Raw genomic sequence first — 16,929 nt, 5'->3', positions numbered from 1 at the left:
TCTGATGGTTACGATGAGCCTGAAATCCTCCGCTACGCAATCAACCTAGTCTGTTCCATGGGTGCTGATGGCGGACAGAATAGCTCCCATGTCAGGCTCAGCTTATTTGGCAGATCATCGTGCGGATAGCTCAGCACAGCACCGAACATAGCGGTGTTTCGTTCTGTGATCTGTTGAGCATCCAGAACCTTTAAACCTTGCAAGTTCAATTCGACCTGTTCCACCCGAATACTTACAGGATGACGGCGCACACCATCGACAACCAAAGGATTGCTGCTTGCCAACACCTGCGCCGCAGCCTCTTTGATACTTGCAAGTTCCGTAGCGCTCAGGCTTTGTGCGTTGCCCAAACTAAGTTCAGTCCACGCTTCGAGATCACGCTGGCGAAAGACGATCTCGTGCCGGACCTCCTTTGGTTCAACTGATATGAAAGACGTAATTGGCGCAGAACCATGGCGGGCAATCACCCTGTTCTCGAATGCGGTGTACCAAGGGTCATCCCAGTCCAAAGCCAGCGTCTCGGTGGACGAAAGATAGCGATAGTCATTGATTGCGGTTTCGCCGTGCCATGACAGGAAGCCCATCGTAACCAGGGTCGTGCCATTGTCATTTTTGGGGGGCGCGAAGGAGATGCGTTCGGGCCGGCCAGCAAACGGGTATTCAAGCTCAGCGTATATGACTTCAGATGTACGAGGGGCTGGTATCGGTGGTTCCGGCATGCCAGCAGTGCGAATTGGCATCGGGCGGTCTTTTCGTAGCCTGAGCCCCACCGTTTCAACGGTTGGTTCTAAGGCTGTCTCGCCGATCTTCACAACAAGTGCAGACATCGGATTTTCTGCAAGCAGACCGGGGTTCAACGAATCCGCTGCGTCCTCGACTTCGGTCGGAAGGAAGGCGGCATAGTCCTTTAGGTCAATTTCCAATAACACCCGGACGCGATCTTCGAAAACCCGAATCTCGGCGAAGTTGGGAGCGCTTTCAGCGCCATTTGTATTGAGATAGTCCGCCTGCACCGCCCCAACGCATAGCACTAACGTTCCCGTGATCACCGACGCGCGTTGTAAGAGGCGGGCGGGGGCCGCCGCAAAGGCGGCCCAATCCAGTTTAAGTCTCATCTGAGCCATCCTCAGTCAGGCAGCGGAATGTCCGTGCCGAACATCTCGTTGGTTTCGGTGTAGATTTCCTCGATCAATGGGGTGAACACTTCGCGCCCTTGTGTGATGAAATCGCTAAACCCGACTTTGTCTTCCGGATTGGCTGGCAATTTCTCGGTCACTGAGGGCAATGGCCAGACGTCTTCGTTGACCACGGCCATACGAACCCGGATATCGTCTTTCGTGATGTTCCAGACCATGTAGTCGGTGGCCAATGACAATGGGCCGTCATAAGTCTTGCGTATTTGCTCTTCAACAATCGACGAGGTGTCGAAGTCGTTGAAGAAGTGATACGCCACAGCCATACGCGGCTCGGTCATCGACATCACTTTGCCCATCATGGAAGGCTCGGTGTGTACCTGAGTTCCCACGTTCAGGGCATCCTCCACCGGCCATTTCTGCTTGGTCACCAAAAGCTCCGGGGGCAAAAAGCTTTCGTGGATCGAGATGTCTGCACCCTTGGTATACTCGATGTACCACTTGTTAGGGTACGTATCGCTGGTAAAGGCGAACACCAGGTCGTTCCATTCCAGCGTATAGCTGACGGAACCATCCAGCGCGTGCACCGCAGGCATTGTGCGGATGATCACGTCATTCTCATCGTAGATGATCTCGTTTTCGAGCTTGTAGTCGAATTCGTTCATCTCGATTTCAAGGCCAAGGGTGTTCACATTGCCAAGTCGCGACGCGGAGTCCCACGTCATCATCTGCTTCATACCCTCGACCGCGTGTGCGGTTCCAAGTTCAGGAGATGGGCCGCTCGGCCCCCAGACGCGCAGAGGCCTTTGACGGTTGCCGATGACGCCACCGACCCAAAGAGCATCCAGATCGCCGATGTGATCCGCGTGCAGGTGTCCAATGAACACCTTGTCGAGGTAGTCATAGGGGATGGCTAACCCGCTCAGGCGCTCAGCTGAACCAGTTCCGATGTCAAAAATGAACTTGTCACCATTGCCAAGTTCAACGAGGAAGCAGGCTGCTGCCTGTGCCGGGCGCGCATTCGGCATTCCGGTGCCACAGGCGGTCACCCGCATCTCATCCTCCCCAAGGTCTTCTGTACCTGGGTAGTACACATCCCGTTCAACCAAAGCCTTCACGGGGGAAAAAGTTGGTGCTGCTTCTTGGGCGTGAGCCGCAGATGGAAACAGGATTTGCTCTGCCACCTCCTCGGCGACTTTCGCGGTTTCTTTGGGCGCAATGACCCATGCGCCAAAGGCAAGACCTGCTACGAACACCGTGGAAAGTCTCAAAACTGCTTTTCTTCGTTTCATGAATACGGCTCCTCCAATCCATTGATGAGGCATCGTTCGCTCGGCGTATGGTTTGCCGAGTGAATTCAGTGGGTTCATGATCAGAAAGAAATTCACTTAATGTAATGTATTCACTGTGATTCAGGGGTGATTCACGTATAGTGAGTTGACCTATTGTTCTGTTGCAGGGACCAAATTTGGATCAGACGCATTCAATCGAAAAAGCCAGAACTGTCGCCGACGCAGACGTGCGCTCGGCATTGGATCGCGTGTTGAACAACGAGATGTTTTCACAAAGCGAGCGTCTGAGCAGCTTCCTAACTTACATCGTTGAAGAAGCACTCGCCGGGCGTGGAGATGCCATACGGGGCAAGACAATTGCGCAGGATGTCTACGAGCGCGCGCCGCAGGAAGGCAGCGACCCCGAGAATATCGTCCGGGTCCATGCTCGCCAATTACGTCAGAACTTGGCGATGTACTACGAGACTGAGGGCCGTCGTGATCCCGTACGGATACACTTGGACAGTGGCGGATATTGTCCGAGGTTTGAGCATGTAGATTTACCGATATCCAAGACACCCATGCCGCGACGGACATCATTCCTTTTGATGGCATCGGTTTTCGTTATCGGCGGCGCTTTGGGCGGCATGATTGCCCACTCAACCTTCAAACAACCAGTTACAGACCCAACGGTTGAGGATGCAAGCGACGACAGACAAGCACAGCTGACGCGACAGGCTGTCATGGAAAAATCCGCAGCATCTTTACAGGCTGTGAACTTTGCCGAACAGGCACGTGGCATGATCTTTCCTATCTTTGATCGACCACGACAGGAACTAATCAACAGCGTTTTTCAGCATGTCATAGAAACCGACCCAAACTACTTCGGCGGATATGCAGGTGCAGCCCAGACCCTTGCGACATTGGCTATACTGTCACCACGTGGACCCATCAGGGACGAGTTCGCTACACAGGCGGAAGCGATGGTACAAAAGGCCGTCACCTTTGGTCCGACCGAGCCTTGGGTTCAATCTGCCAAAGCATGGGTTGAGGTAGCTAAGGGCGACTATGACACCGCATACCACCTTTCATCTCGAGCCAAAGAAATGTCTGCGCAGGACGGGCACATATTGGATTTTCACGGGGCGGTCTCACTTTTCTCAGGGCGGTTCGACGATGCGATAGAAGCGGCGGACCGTTCGTACCTTAAGGGTCGGAGCAATCAGCGATTTGCGAGCCGCAACATTTTCGGCGCGGCCAACTACCACCTTGGAAATTATGAAAAGACGCTGGAAGGCTTTGAGGCCGCTACCGCCTTTGGCGACCCGGTAAGCGCGCCGTCATTGGCCTATCAGGCCGCTGCTTTGCAGAAACTGGGGCGGAGTTCGGAGGCTTCCAGAAAACTGCAAGAGCTCGAACGCAGTTGGCCCAACGCGCCACTCGACGTCATGTTCTACGGCATTTATCAAAACGCCGAACTTGCCGAAGAACTGCTTGCGCCACTTGAAGAGCTTGGCTGGGTACCGAAAGCAGAGAAAGTTGGCGCCAACGAGGCAAACGCAGATTGATAGTGTTGAAGTTGGCTGGAGCCATCGACGTCATTTATTCGTTCATTTGTTCCTGTCGGGTCGGAGGCGGACGTCTGCCTCAATGGGCTACGCCGCAGCATTACTGAGCAATGTTGGAGGTCTGCTTTGGGCCGTTCGTTTAACTATGTTAAGTCCGGTTTCTGCGCATCGCAGACCATCGCGCCCTGAGCACCACTGGAAACTTTGGGCTCGAAGCGGTCGTTCGCTGCACTTGGCATGAGCGGCTGATTTTGAGCGCGAAGCAGGCGTTGTTCTTTTTAAACGACGTAGCCGCTTTTTTGTTTTGTCCGCGCTACGCCGCCCGCTCCTTGAAGCTGACAGACTTAGCGATTACATACCAATCGCGGGCGGACAGCCCGCAATTCCCCCAAACATGATAACGCTCGTCTGCCGAGCCTTGCCCGTAAGTCGCGGAAGACCGCCGGGGTATGGACCGCCCGAGACATGCTTGCGACCGGTGCGAATGGTCTGGGTCTAGCGCCGATCCACTGATGAGCCTAAGGCAGGGCGAAACCAACAGCATCCAGAGCGTCACGAAAATTGTGATCACCAACCCCGCCTTGGGGTGGTCGCCGGTGGCAACAGCCAACGGGATGCGCATCAACATGATGAATAGGAGAAATCACATGGAGCAAGATATCCAACTTGAAGCTGCCGCAGCAAGGCACATCGTCTTGATCGCTATGGCCTACTGTGAAGCCCAAACAGCAACGAGCGGCGAGGAAAGCCCGATTGTGCATGACCGGCAGTGGCAGGCCTGCTGTGGTGTCGCTGCGCGTTTCCTGAGCGATCCTGAAGCTATGACACCGCAACTCTGCCACCATGAATGGCGGCTCAGCCAAATGCGGCACAGTCATCCGCAGTTCTGGCCTGCTGCCACATCTCGCACTTGGGATGAACTCGACCCGATGGACCAGTATGTCGAACGGGCTGGTTTGGCAGCAATGCGTCAGGCACTGGACGAAACTCGGAGGTTCTCGCGGGGTCGCACCGCGGCGCTGCAATGAACGTCGGACGTTGAAAAGCAGCATTATGCTTGATGTGCGCAACAGAACATATACCGACGGACGAGACATAAAACCTCCCAACCTCCCAACCAAACGCCCGACGGGGAAGTTGGGAGGTTTGATTACTTGTCCGCCCATAAAGAACTGGCCGGCCTAGCTCGTTTGGCCTCTTTACAAGCTGTCCCACTTAAATCAGACCGTCTTGAGGATAGCATTTTCGAACCGAGCGCCTTTGCTATTGGGTCCTGGAACGAGACGGGGCTCTACTTGACGCAAGCGTCGCGCGAAACTGTTACGTGCGGGGATGCGGCCTTCTGGAACACCTTCGGCAGCGCACCATTGGCGAAAATCCAGATATAGGTCTGCAACGGTGACGACCTTGTTTGCCCTGATGGATAGTCTTTCTGCCGCCCACGCACGAACTCGGTCCGCATCCCTCATCCACGCCTCCTTGGCGATGCGTGATGTCATGGGATCCGCCATGCGCCGCGTGGTCAAAAGTTCCGCAGCCGCAACCACGACAAGATGTAGTAGAAGATCCGCCTCGTATTCGATTATGCGATCTGCCAATCCCTCGTCGGCCTGCTCTTCAGAATACGCTTTGTCGAAGACCAGAACCTTGAAGCGGCGCTCAACGCCGCTGTCGATCCCCCCGCTAAATGCGGGCAGCTCATTGCAGATGAACACATGCTGCGCCTTGGGACTGAAATAGAACGGTATGCCGTATGGCAGCCGGGCATGACAGATGTCCCCGGTGATGACCTTTTTTAGCGCGTCGCCTGAAAGATCACGATCCGACGTCTCCTCCGCAACGTTCAGCGCGCACCCGCGCAAAACTGAGACGAAGTAGTCTTGTCCCATCTTGGCTGGCGGCACCGACTGAAGTGCATCCGCTGCGATCAATGATGAGATGACCTTGCGCGTGGTACTTTTTCCTGCGCCGCCCGGCCCAATCCAAATAAGGGCCTGCGGGTGTTTCATTTGCGTGCCGATACCAAGTGCCGCTGCGGCGGCTGTCTGCAGGATCAGCTCAATCCGCGCGCTTTTGTCTTGTTCAGCCCTGTCCAAGTCGAACTCAAGGTTTGGAGCCTCGTGCTGCAGCCGCCTCAAAGTCGTTTTAGCTGAGAACAAACCCGTGAGCAGCTTCATCACGTCGCTTCCCAAAAGTCGCTTCTCAGCATCCTGCACTGGCCATACACCACGTACGGCATGCCGAGCCCGGTGCTTGCGAGCATGTGGTTCGAGCCGTGGGACATATTCACCTGTTGCAACGTCTTGTTCGAACAAAACGAACCCGCTTTCACAGGTGATGCCAACAGGCGCACCTTCAAAAAACCCATTGTCATCGCGTTTGGACATGAGAAGCGACTTGACACTCTGCGCCTTACTGGACGTGATCTTGACCTCGCCAATGCCGTTGGACGGCGTAGGGTAAGTGGCACCGTCAAAGCGCGCGATGGCACGCGTAAGCCGATTGTCGTTGAGAGCAGTCCAAAGCTTGCCATCGTAAATCCAAACTGTGCCCTCAGTGATGACAATGCGACCAAAGAGATCTTCTAGGTTTTCCAGCACACGATCGGCAATCTCTTCGTCGCTACCGCGGAGCAGCTGCTCAACGTTGGACCTTCGCTGCCGCGCGTGGATGCGGTCGGCATCATCCACGGCGGCGGCAACAGCCCGACGTCCCATATCCTGGAGCAGATCGTTCAAATCGGCCTTTTCACCAAGGTTTGACGGTACTGTGACGACATGGACCCGTGCATTTGGGTTTTCTGCCGCCAATTCACGCGCGATCTGGCGGCAGTCCTGCGCTTTGTCGCTGTCGGCAATGATCTCAATCCGACCGGCGTTTGCTCCTATCGTTTCGGGGCGGATGGACCCGAGGCACACCCTGATCTCTGCTGGCCCAGCAAACAATCGGGTTAATCCGGTTTCGATACCTTCGGCGATCGCAATTGTGCCTGTACCCAGTTTGTTTTTGATCCGAACTGAACCATCCCCGATGTAGCCTGCGCTCAGTTTGGTCTTCTTGCCGTTCTCGTCGCGTATCGGTTGCCCATTGCGGTTCAGGATTGTGCCCTGCATGCCAACAATATTTCCATCGTCATCCGTAGCCACCGCCACTAGAGCCGGGTTTTTCTTACCACCCGGTTTGCATTGGAAATCTGGAGCATATCGCAAAGCGTCGTGTTCAAGATCGATCCCAACCAATCCACGGATGTTGCGCAAGTATTCTTCGCCGGGTGAGCCGGCTAAAGGACGTGTCTTCGCAACCTGCTCCTGCACCCATGCGATCTTAGCAGCCTTTTCATCAGATGCCGCGCCGGAGCGTGCTCTTTCCTCCGCTTCTCGCTGCACGGCTTGTTCATCAGTTTCTTCACGGTTCTCCGAGGCCGCCTGTTCTCCCGGTTCCGATTGCTTCTGCTTCCGCCGTCCTTCAAAAACCTTTTCGCCAGTTACGGCTTCAATCTCGCGTACAGCAGCGTTGAAGTCGGCAAGGCCTCGTACCTTCATTAGCGCATCGGTCAGCGAAACCCCTTTTTCGGGCAGGCACGTGCAAAAAATACGATTAGCGTCTGCATCGTAGCGAAATGAAGGGTTCTTATCTTCATGGTCAGGAAACGGGCAGCGCTGATGCTTTTTTCCAGTTTGTGGTTTGGCACCAATGGCGGCGAGGATTTTGTCCGCGTGTGATTCCTCGACGATGCGGAGACGCTCGGTCAAATTTTTCATTGGTCCCCTCATGACCGCCACCGCTGTGTTTCGGTCCGGTATGCTGCAGATTTTGCCTGCATACTTTGTTCCTTTCCTTGGTCTAGGGAGAGCAACAATCATCACTGGCCCCGTTGCGCTCTCCGTGCGGCGGGGTTTCTCCATTCCTATTCCGCTGCCAGATCGGGCGTGTCGATCTTCACAAGCCGCCAGTCGATACCCGCCGCAATTGCGCGGACATGTTCAGCGCGCCAAAAATGCTGGCGACCAATCTGGATGGGTTCCGGCGCATCGCCGCTGTCCACCATACGCAACCACGTGCTTGGCGATCCGGGGAACATGCCCAACGCACCGCTGTGGGTGGAAAGCTGTTTCAGTGTGACGTTCCCTGTTTTCGGGAAGCTGTCGGGGTGGATAGGCATACGGGCGACACTCATGCGGACGCCTGCGTCTGAGGTTCTTCGCCATTGGCTTTTTCAATTGCAGCCCGTGACCGCTTGAAAAAACCTTTCTCCATCATTTCCTGGCCCAGCTTCTCTGCCTTCTTGGCCTCAAGGCCTTCGTAGCTACGAATGATGTCACGGGGATCGTGATCGCCACCAGCTTCTATCCAATTGGTGATGTCGCTGCCGAGATACCGGATTTGTCCCGTGGGAAGGTTCATGAATTTCGGGCCGAGATGGTACTCGCGCCAGTGGTCCAACAGATAGAACTCGTCGTCGCTGAGACCGAGCAGCGCCGCCAGATACCGCTGATCATAAAGACGGTGTGGAACGGGCACTTCGATGTGATCTGACATTGCTAGCCTCCTACAAAAAGATACTGGCAATTCAGATAATGAAAGCAGGGGGGTAAGAACAAACGTTCTAATTTACCCCCCTGATCAGGTGGGTGAGAACACCCCAAGAATGACGTCTTCAACCGTCATTTGGTTGTGTATTCGAGACACTCTTTCAGTGAGTTTCCGGATCATTTCCTGCGCGGCAAAGTTCAGATTGAGGCGGTAGTTCTGATCACTGATATCTGGAGCTTTCAGCGTGGCTTTATGCCACTTGACTACATCGTCACGATCAATCTGCATTACATTTGCAATCAGAGTTCGCGCTTTTTCCACGTTATAGCCTTGCTGATCGATCAGGTACATGACGCCACCCGCAACGCCGCCTTGAAAACCGATTTCCATCGGGTCTTTCGCAGCATTGCCAGCATTCGCTTTGTGCATTGCAGTTGTGCGATCTCTCAGGTGCTTGTCCAGCGCTGGTGACACTATTTCTTCCTGCTCGCGCAAAACATCCAGAATGTCATGCAAGTCGAGAACGTAGGACCATTCGCCAGATTTCACGCGCTCGTTTAAACGTCCACGCAACCAGTCGAAATCTTTTAATACCGTGTCACTCACAACTTTGCCCCCGCAATCAACGGCACCACGATAGCACCGCCCTCCTGAAGCTGAACCAGAAACTGCGAATAAGCTTCCATCATAACGCGGCGCTGGGCGAGGAACGATGTGCGGTCATATGCGCGGCCATGCTGTTCCTTCGATGCGTGGGATAACTGTGCCTCTGCCAGTTTCTCGTCGAACCCGAGATGCTCGGTCACCAATGTGCGCAGCGTTGCCCGCAGGCCATGTGCGTCGGTCTCTCCATCAAACCCGATCCTGCGGATCATGTTCATTGTGGCCGGTTCAGAAACAGGTCCGTTCTCGCTGGCGAATACGTACTCGCGGTGGCCATTGAGCTTGTACATCTCGTTGAGGATTTTGATCACCGCCTCCGTCAGGGGTATGGCGAGCGTGATACCTGTCTTGGTGACAGGGTTGTTCCAGACCCGCTCGCCCATGTTGATGTCCGCCCATCGCATTTTGCGCACCTCACCGGCCCTCTGACCTGTATGTGCGATAATCTGCACCAGAGGTTTGCCCAAAGTGTGATGCGGCCAAGCGTCCAGCGCCTGCAGAAACAGCGCCAGACGTTCTGGCTCAACGATGGCTGGGTGGTGTTTCTTCGGCTGGGGCTTGAACCTGTCGATCACGTTTGCTCCCGGCACGACAGAGATCAAGCCTTCGGCCTCCGCATAGCCTAGAACTTGCCGCAGGATGCGAATGACCCGGCGTGCAGTCTCATGCGATCCACGATCCGCGATCTTGAGCGCAACGGCCTTGATATCGACTGCCGTGATATCCGCGACCACTACAGCCCCCAACAGAGGGATGGCATCCTTTTCGATCCGGTTGCGGGCGCGGACATAAGTCTTCTCTGCCCAGTGTGGACGCTCCTCTGCCAGCCATGCGCGTGCGACACCGGCGAAGGTGGTGTCCGTCAGACCTGACCGAGCCTGTACCCCTGCGCGCATCTCCGCCACGTCGGGGTTGATATTGGTGTCAAGCAAGTTCCTCTGCGCCTCGACGCGCTGGCGCGCGTCCTTGAGGCCGACGGAGGGATAGGAGCCCAAGCTCATCTCACGCTGCTTACCATCGACCCTATAGCGCCAGACCCATGTCCTGCCGCCTTTCGGGTGAACGATCAGCGTCAGGCCACCGCCATCTGCCAGCTTGATCTTCTTGTAGCCGGGTTTCGCAGCCTTGATTTGTTTGTCTGTAAGTTTGGTCATCTTGCATACTTTCTCACTGGCGAACCCCACACAGACCCCCACAATGGGTATTCTGGCAGAGCCCAAGTTTTCTTGGGGGTGAGAAAGACTGGCACGTCAAAAGCCTTATTTACAAAGCCGTGTGACTGCGAGTGAATTCGAACTGAGGAGAAAAATGGTGGAGCCTAGGGGAGTCGAACCCCTGACCTCTTGCATGCCATGCAAGCGCTCTCCCAACTGAGCTAAGGCCCCTTCCAGGTACCGCTGTAGCGGTGGACGGACGTTTATGAGACGACGGCAATGAGCGCAAGTCCAAAAATGGATTATGCGGAAAAGATTCTGCCTCGCATCCGGGGGTGGTTTGAGGCGGCGCAAGGGCCGCCCCGGACCGGTTTTAGCTTTCTTCTTCTGCTGGCATATCGGTGATTTCGTCCAGCGAAACGTCGTCACTGCTGTCGTCATCATCATCCAGCAGATCATCGTCCAGTTCGACGTCGACACTGTCGTCATCGTCCAGAACCAGATCTTCTTCCGACGCATTTTCGCGTGCTTTTGCCGACGCTGCATCTTCCGCATCTGCGGCGATCATCCGGCTCTTGCCGGTTTCAAGCTCCACGATCTCGCCGGTGTAGGGGCTGACGATCGGGTTCTTGTTCAGGTCGTAAAACCGCTTACCGGTGGTCGGGCAAACGCGTTTTACACCCCATTCTTCCTTGGGCATTTCAGATCCCCTTGATATCAGGTGAGTCGTAGTAATGATTCAGGTCACGTGCCACATGCAGCGGGCACTGTCAAAGCCTTTGAGCAGGAGAAACAGGCACATGGGGGACCACGCATTGCCCGGAAAACCGCCGGTGCCGCTAACGTTGCGCAAATCGGCCAGGGCGCGGCGTATCAGCTTGCGAATTTCTCAATTGGACGGGCGGGTTACGCTGACCTACCCTAAAGGTGTCGCAGAATCCGAGGCGCTGAATTTCGCCAAGGTCAAGGAAAACTGGATCCGTGAGCATCTTGAGGACAGACCCAACCCATTGGCCGTGGGATTCGGGCAATCAATCCCCATTGAAGGCAAAGAGAGGCGAATCGTACCGGCAGAGGGCCGACGCGTTCTGCTGCGGGACGCAGAGGTTGCAATCCCCAAAGGGGCCGAAGCCCGGCGATTGGCACGGTTCCTAAAGGAACTGGCGCGGGATCGCCTGACCGAGGCCTGCGACGATTATGCGGCAATGTTGGGCCGACCTTATTCCAGCCTGACCTTGCGCGATACGCGGTCTCGTTGGGGATCGTGCAGTTCAGCTGGTGGTCTGATGTTTTCGTGGCGCCTGATCCTCGCGCCATCGGACATTCTGCATTATGTCGCCGCACATGAGGTCGCGCATCTGGCCGAGATGAACCATTCCCCCGCGTTCTGGGCGCAGGTCGAGCGCCTGTTTGGAAACTGCAAAGCCCAAAGGCGCTGGCTGCGCGACAACGGGGCGCAGCTTCACCAGTATAGATTTGATAGCGCGACGAGTTGACCGCGCGGCAATTTGTGATCACATGGGGTTATGTTAAGCGCTCGCCCAACCGACACCCAACCCGCAGCTCATGATCTGGTCTATCGAGCCCTGCGCTCACGTATTATGCACGGCGACATAGCGCCCGGGCAGGCGTTGACCCTGCGCGGCATCGGCAAGGAATTTGATGTCTCAATGACGCCTGCGCGCGAAGCGGTGCGGCGACTGGTGGCCGAAGGGGCGCTGTTCCTGTCTTCTTCGGGTCGGGTGTCCACGCCCGAGCTGACCAATGACCGTATCGAAGAGCTGGCAGCCCTGCGTGCACTGCTAGAAGTCGAACTGGCCAGTCGCGCATTGCCCCGTGCACATATGGCCCTGATCGACCGATTGCAGAGTATCAACATGACCGTCGCGGAAATGGTCACGAAACGGGATGCCGTCGGTTACATCCGGTCGAACCTGGAATTCCATCGCACGCTGTATCTGCGTGCTCAGGCTCCGGCGATGCTGGCCATTGTGGAAACGGTATGGCTTCAACTAGGGCCAACAATGCGGGCGCTCTATGGGCGGTTGCGGCGGACAGAGCCGCCGCATTATCACAAGCTGATCATCGCGGCGTTGAAGGCGGGGGATGAGCCCGGATTGAGGCTGGCTGTACGGTCTGATGTGACGCAAGGGCTGCGGATGCTGGTAAGTTAAGCGGCTTGTCGCCGAAGTGATCGGGTTGCCGTTTCCAAGCACCGCAGAACTAGCTTGCGCACTTGGTCTGCGATACTCTGACCCAAATCACAACAAGAGCAGATTTCAGACATGATCAATCGACGCCTATTTTCAGTTGGACTTGGGTCAACGTTTTTGGCCGCCTGTTCCGGTGGCACGCCAACTAGCGCCCCGGCAACGCGGATGCAGGCCGTCCCCAACGCAGGCTATGACGCCTGGGTTGCCGGCTTTAAGTCCCGCGCGGCCTCGCAAGGTATTTCTCAGACCACCATCAATCGGGCCTTTCAGGGGGCGGGGTACCTGCCGGGCGTGATCGAACGAGATCGCAATCAGGTCGAATTCAAACGCTCGCTTGAGGATTATCTGGCGATTGCAGCTTCCGATGAAAGGATAGCAACCGGCAAGCAGATGCTGGTGCGCCATGCAGGAACCCTGTCAGAGATCGAGGCAAAGTACGGCGTCGATAAAGAGGTTATCGTTGCCGTCTGGGGCCTGGAAAGCCGTTATGGATCTCGCCGGGGGGACGTGCCGGTGGTGTCGGCAGTGTCGACCCTGGCTTATGACGGTCGTCGCGGCGCGTTTTTTGAAAAACAACTGATTGCTGCCCTGAAGATCATTCAAGAGGGTGACACGACGCCCGCGAACATGACCGGCAGTTGGGCCGGGGCGATGGGGCACACACAGTTCATCCCGACGTCTTATCTGGCCTATGCGGTGGATTTCACCGGTGATGGCCGTCGGGACATCTGGTCCGAGGACCCCACGGATTCTTTGGCCTCGACCGCTGCCTATCTGGCGCGGGCTGGCTGGGTGCGCGGACAGCCATGGGGCGGCGAAGCTGGCACTGTTTCGGGGACACCGGTCGCGGTGTTACAGCCGCAAACGCCGGGGCCGCGTATTGCGGTGTTCCGCAATTTCCAGGTGATCAAGCGTTATAATAACTCGGACAGCTACGCGATCGGCGTTGGGCATTTGTCTGACCGGATCGCCGGTGGTGCGCCGTTTCAGGCTTCGTTCGGTCCAGATGCGACCGGGTTGACGCTGGAGGATCGAAAAGAGCTGCAGCGCCGTCTGACATCCGCAGGGTACGACACGCAGGGCGCGGATGGGGTTATCGGCAACAACACGAAATCTGCCATCAGCGCGTATCAACGCGCCAGTGGTTTCGCCGTAACCGGGGAGCCTTCAGCGGCTTTGTTGCGCCAGCTCGGCGGCTGACGGTTTATGCCGCCAACCCTTTAGACCCGATATCCAGGAACTTTTGGCGGCGGTCCTTGATCAGGGCTGCCGCATCCTTGCCATCCAGCTCTTTCAGCATGGCAGCAATGGCGCCACGTACAGAGTCGACCGTTGCGGCGCGGTCGCGATGTGCGCCGCCTTTGGGTTCGGTGATGATGTGATCACAGACGCCCAGCTTTTGCAGGTCCTGTGCGGTCAAGCGCAGGGCTTCGGCGGCCTCACGCATTTTCTCCGAATCTTTCCACAGGATCGACGCGCAGCCTTCGGGCGAGATCACCGAATAAACCGAATGCTCCAGCATCGCGACGCGGTTTGCCGTGGCAAATGCCACCGCACCGCCGGAACCACCTTCGCCGATGATCACAGACACCAAAGGCACGCCGATCTTCAGGCACATCTCGGTCGACCGTGCGATGGCCTCGGACTGACCGCGTTCTTCGGCACCTTTGCCCGGATATGCGCCGGCCGTGTCGATCAGGGTGATGACGGGCAAACCGAAACGTCCGGCCATTTCCATCAGGCGCACGGCCTTGCGATACCCCTCGGGTCGGGCCATGCCGAAATTTCGTTCAATCCGCGATTTGGTATCCGAGCCTTTTTCGTGTCCGATCACCATGACAGGCTGATCATCGAAACGGGCCAGACCACCAATCACAGCCAGATCGTCGGCAAAGTTGCGATCACCTGCCAGCGGCGTGAATTCGGTAAACAACTCTGCCACGTAATCCTGGCAATGGGGGCGTTCGGGGTGACGCGCGACCTGACATTTCCGCCACGGAGTGAGGTCACCGTAAAGCTCGTCCAGCAGCTTGGCAGCCTTGGCGTCCAGCGCAGCGGCTTCTTCGGCCACGTCCATCTCTTCGTTGGCACGGGCCAGCGCGCGCAGTTCCTCGGCCTTGCCTTCGATCTCGGCCAGGGGTTTTTCGAAATCCAGATACTGGGTCATGACGCCTCTCAACGCGGAAGTTCCATGCTATATGAACTTGCTGTCAGAGGAATGCAACACAAGGTAAAGCGGGCCCAGATCAAGGACTGCGTCGGTATGGGTCACTTCACAGGTACGTAGCTGGACGGTAGGCCGTTTTCGTCAGCGTTCACCATGTAGTACTGGTTCTCGCCGCTGTCCCAGACCAGAAATGCGTCCGCGCCTTCGGGTTTGGTCTGCTCGCCCCATGGGGCCTGAATGGTCAGAGCATCGTTTTTTGCATATCCCAGATCAGACAGGCGCAGCATATCAACCGGTGTTGTCTTGAGCGCGCCGACAATGCCGGGCGCCTGATCTTCGAACATCGCCTTGACCTCAGGGGTCATGTCCAGCCGTTCGATCAGGCGCGTATTCTTGGCGGCAACATCGTCCAGGGAAACCAGCTCGTAGGCCTCGTCAAACGTGCTCTTTCCGATGATGTAGAAGTCCGGGCCATCCTTGCGGAACTGCAGCGCAATGATCGAGCCGGTATTCTCGGTCAGGTAAGCCTGATCGTAACTGGTGCCATCAACCGAACCGAGGTTGTCGCGGATCGCCTCGGGGATGGCGTCGAAGTCATCGCTGTTCAGCTGCCAGCCCAGGATTGGGCGATCCTTGATATAGGCTTCGGGCGCCGGGTTATGCTGGCTGACACGTTCAGAAATAATGGATTGTGTCTGGACGTCATCGGCCTGCGCAATAGCCGGCATTGCGGCAAGGATGGCGGCAAACAGGATTTGGTGGAGCGGGCGAGATGGATTGTTCATATCAGTCCTCATTTACCATGTTGAATAATCTATTGATCTCGAGAGTAATACGCCCAGTGTAACATTCTTACGTGTGTTATCCGATGTGAATTCAGCGAGATTTGTGGCTGCGGCATATGCATCCGTAGGGGGGGCAAATAGAAAGGATGCTGATGACGACCCGTTATGAAGACCGCGTTTTGCGAGTGTTGGCCCACGTTCACGATAATCAGGCTGAAGACCTGCCGCTGAATTTGCTCAGTTCGGGTATAGAACCGGGTAGAGCGAGCCGACGAGCAGAGCCGCCATTGTCCAGTTAAAAACCATCAACCGGCGCGGGTTTGTCAGGATGCGCGCCATTTGCTGTCCCAGAACGGTCCATGTGCTGACCGAGGGCAGGTTGACTGCCCCGAAAACAAGGGCCACCACAATGATCGCCTGAAGGGTCTGATCAGGTGTGTAGGCGGTTGTGGCTGTCAGGGCCATGGCCCAGGCCTTTGGGTTGACCCACTGAAAGGCTGCTGCCTGCAGGAACGTCATCGGCGTGCCTGTCGTGTTTTGCCCCTTCGCCGGGGCGGCATGTGCGATTTTCCAAGCAAGGAACAGAAGATATGCAACAGAGGCGAATTTCAGCACCGTGTAGCTGATCGGATATCTGTCGAATAGCTGCACCAGCCCGGTGCCGACCAATAGCACCATGAAGGTAAACCCAAGCCCGATCCCCAGCATGTGCGGGATGCTCTTTCGAAATCCGAAATTGGCCCCAGACGCCATCAGCATCAGGTTGTTGGGTCCAGGTGTAATGGACGAGACAAAAGCAAAGGCGATCAGGGCCAGAAGGATATCGTAGGTCATAAGTTGGATAATTGCTGCAAACCGAACAAATGAAATTGCGTTTTAATGCGCGATCTCGTTAATATCACAATCAATGGCGAAAATTGACCACATAAATCAGCAAATATTGCGAGAACTTTCGCAAGACGGCCGCATCAGTAATCTGGATCTGGCGGACCGGGTAGGGTTGTCTCCTTCTGCCTGCCTGCGCCGCGTGCAGGAGCTGGAGCGTTCGGGTGTAATCTCGGGCTACCGCGCAGTCTTGAATCCATCCGAGATTGGTGTCGGATTCGTCGCCTATATCGGCGTTGGGCTGGGTGAACATACCAAAGCTGCCCAGGAAGGGTTCGAACGCGCCCTTCAACGTGTGCCGGAAGTGGTCGAATGCCACAATATCACGGGGACCATCGAATACCTGTTGCGCGTGGAATGCGCGGACTTACCTTCGTACAAGACATTCCACACCGAAGTTCTGGGAACACTGCCGCATGTGACGTCGATCACGTCTTATGTGGTGATGGATTCACCCAAAGATATGCGCGCCTGACGTTTGAATTGTTATCTTCAACCGGCTTGCCGGGTGAATTTTCACAGCCTAGTGTCTTCTCAAGGACCTGATCGAAGGGGAA

At 56.1% G+C, this 16,929-nt stretch carries 17 protein-coding genes and 1 tRNA gene; 6 read left to right on the top strand and 12 right to left on the bottom strand.

What is annotated here, in order from left to right:
* Positions 1-32: 32 nt before the first annotated feature.
* Together AC2FLJ_RS19940 and gntH are read right to left on the bottom strand one after the other, a co-directional pair.
* Positions 33-1,115, bottom strand: a complete 1,083-nt coding sequence (locus AC2FLJ_RS19940; RefSeq protein ID WP_496707289.1) for a hypothetical protein — start codon at positions 1,113-1,115, stop codon at positions 33-35.
* Positions 1,116-1,126: 11 nt separating this feature from the next.
* Positions 1,127-2,425 carry a guanitoxin biosynthesis MBL fold metallo-hydrolase GntH gene (gene gntH / locus AC2FLJ_RS19935; protein ID WP_496707288.1) on the bottom strand — a complete coding sequence of 433 codons (1,299 nt, stop codon included), beginning with the start codon at positions 2,423-2,425 and terminating at the stop codon, positions 1,127-1,129.
* A 176-nt stretch (positions 2,426-2,601) separates the two neighbouring features.
* Here gntH and AC2FLJ_RS19930 point away from each other — a divergent pair, with 176 nt between their 5' ends.
* The gene (locus AC2FLJ_RS19930; protein ID WP_496707286.1) at positions 2,602-3,972 is read left to right on the top strand and encodes a tetratricopeptide repeat protein; all 1,371 of its coding nucleotides are present in this window, start codon (positions 2,602-2,604) and stop codon (positions 3,970-3,972) included.
* Positions 3,973-4,619: 647 nt separating this feature from the next.
* Positions 4,620-5,000, top strand: a complete 381-nt coding sequence (locus AC2FLJ_RS19925; protein WP_496707284.1) for a hypothetical protein — start codon at positions 4,620-4,622, stop codon at positions 4,998-5,000.
* A 192-nt stretch (positions 5,001-5,192) separates the two neighbouring features.
* Here the strand turns inward: AC2FLJ_RS19925 and AC2FLJ_RS19920 are convergent, their stop codons facing one another.
* The 7 genes from AC2FLJ_RS19920 to AC2FLJ_RS19890 form a co-directional block, all read right to left on the bottom strand.
* Positions 5,193-7,733: a phage/plasmid primase, P4 family gene (locus tag AC2FLJ_RS19920; protein ID WP_282169966.1), complete on the bottom strand. Its 2,541-nt coding sequence runs from the start codon at positions 7,731-7,733 to the stop codon at positions 5,193-5,195.
* Positions 7,734-7,879: 146 nt separating this feature from the next.
* Positions 7,880-8,149 (bottom strand): hypothetical protein, encoded by a 270-nt coding sequence (locus AC2FLJ_RS19915; protein ID WP_170512719.1) that lies wholly within the window; start codon positions 8,147-8,149, stop codon positions 7,880-7,882.
* Entirely contained in the window at positions 8,146-8,511 is a 366-nt protein-coding gene (locus tag AC2FLJ_RS19910) for a helix-turn-helix transcriptional regulator (RefSeq protein ID WP_282169965.1), read from the bottom strand. The genes AC2FLJ_RS19915 and AC2FLJ_RS19910 overlap by 4 nt, the downstream gene beginning before the upstream one ends.
* Positions 8,512-8,595: 84 nt before the next feature.
* Positions 8,596-9,111, bottom strand: coding sequence for a hypothetical protein (locus AC2FLJ_RS19905; RefSeq protein WP_496707281.1), 516 nt, complete (start codon positions 9,109-9,111; stop codon positions 8,596-8,598).
* Positions 9,108-10,322 carry a tyrosine-type recombinase/integrase gene (locus tag AC2FLJ_RS19900; protein WP_496707279.1) on the bottom strand — a complete coding sequence of 405 codons (1,215 nt, stop codon included), beginning with the start codon at positions 10,320-10,322 and terminating at the stop codon, positions 9,108-9,110. The genes AC2FLJ_RS19905 and AC2FLJ_RS19900 overlap by 4 nt, the downstream gene beginning before the upstream one ends.
* A gap of 155 nt (positions 10,323-10,477) precedes the next feature.
* Positions 10,478-10,553: transfer RNA gene (locus tag AC2FLJ_RS19895), tRNA-Ala, on the bottom strand.
* Positions 10,554-10,695: 142 nt separating this feature from the next.
* A complete protein-coding gene (locus AC2FLJ_RS19890) occupies positions 10,696-11,022 on the bottom strand; it encodes a TIGR02300 family protein (protein ID WP_108861356.1) in 327 nt (108 codons plus the stop codon).
* 100 nt (positions 11,023-11,122) lie between these two features.
* Here AC2FLJ_RS19890 and AC2FLJ_RS19885 point away from each other — a divergent pair, with 100 nt between their 5' ends.
* From AC2FLJ_RS19885 to AC2FLJ_RS19875, 3 genes are all read left to right on the top strand, one after another.
* A complete protein-coding gene (locus tag AC2FLJ_RS19885) occupies positions 11,123-11,818 on the top strand; it encodes a M48 family metallopeptidase (protein WP_496707277.1) in 696 nt (231 codons plus the stop codon).
* A 30-nt stretch (positions 11,819-11,848) separates the two neighbouring features.
* Entirely contained in the window at positions 11,849-12,496 is a 648-nt protein-coding gene (locus tag AC2FLJ_RS19880; protein ID WP_058279022.1) for a GntR family transcriptional regulator, read from the top strand.
* Positions 12,497-12,607: 111 nt separating this feature from the next.
* On the top strand, positions 12,608-13,735 hold the full coding sequence (locus AC2FLJ_RS19875) for a lytic murein transglycosylase (RefSeq protein WP_496698440.1): 1,128 nt from the start codon (positions 12,608-12,610) through the stop codon (positions 13,733-13,735).
* A gap of 4 nt (positions 13,736-13,739) precedes the next feature.
* On the opposite strand, the gene AC2FLJ_RS19870 is transcribed toward AC2FLJ_RS19875, so the two are convergent.
* From AC2FLJ_RS19870 to AC2FLJ_RS19860, 3 genes are all read right to left on the bottom strand, one after another.
* Positions 13,740-14,702, bottom strand: a complete 963-nt coding sequence (locus AC2FLJ_RS19870) for an acetyl-CoA carboxylase carboxyltransferase subunit alpha (protein ID WP_108861352.1) — start codon at positions 14,700-14,702, stop codon at positions 13,740-13,742.
* A gap of 101 nt (positions 14,703-14,803) precedes the next feature.
* Positions 14,804-15,487 (bottom strand): hypothetical protein, encoded by a 684-nt coding sequence (locus tag AC2FLJ_RS19865; protein ID WP_496698442.1) that lies wholly within the window; start codon positions 15,485-15,487, stop codon positions 14,804-14,806.
* A 237-nt stretch (positions 15,488-15,724) separates the two neighbouring features.
* Entirely contained in the window at positions 15,725-16,321 is a 597-nt protein-coding gene (locus AC2FLJ_RS19860; protein WP_109312213.1) for a LysE family translocator, read from the bottom strand.
* A 73-nt stretch (positions 16,322-16,394) separates the two neighbouring features.
* On the opposite strand from AC2FLJ_RS19860, the gene AC2FLJ_RS19855 reads away from it, so the two are divergent.
* The gene (locus AC2FLJ_RS19855; RefSeq protein ID WP_058273360.1) at positions 16,395-16,847 is read left to right on the top strand and encodes an Lrp/AsnC family transcriptional regulator; all 453 of its coding nucleotides are present in this window, start codon (positions 16,395-16,397) and stop codon (positions 16,845-16,847) included.
* Positions 16,848-16,929: the final 82 nt, after the last annotated feature.

The organism is Ruegeria sp. CDSA034, from assembly GCF_059612275.1.
This window is presented reverse-complemented; position numbering and strand designations above follow the sequence as displayed.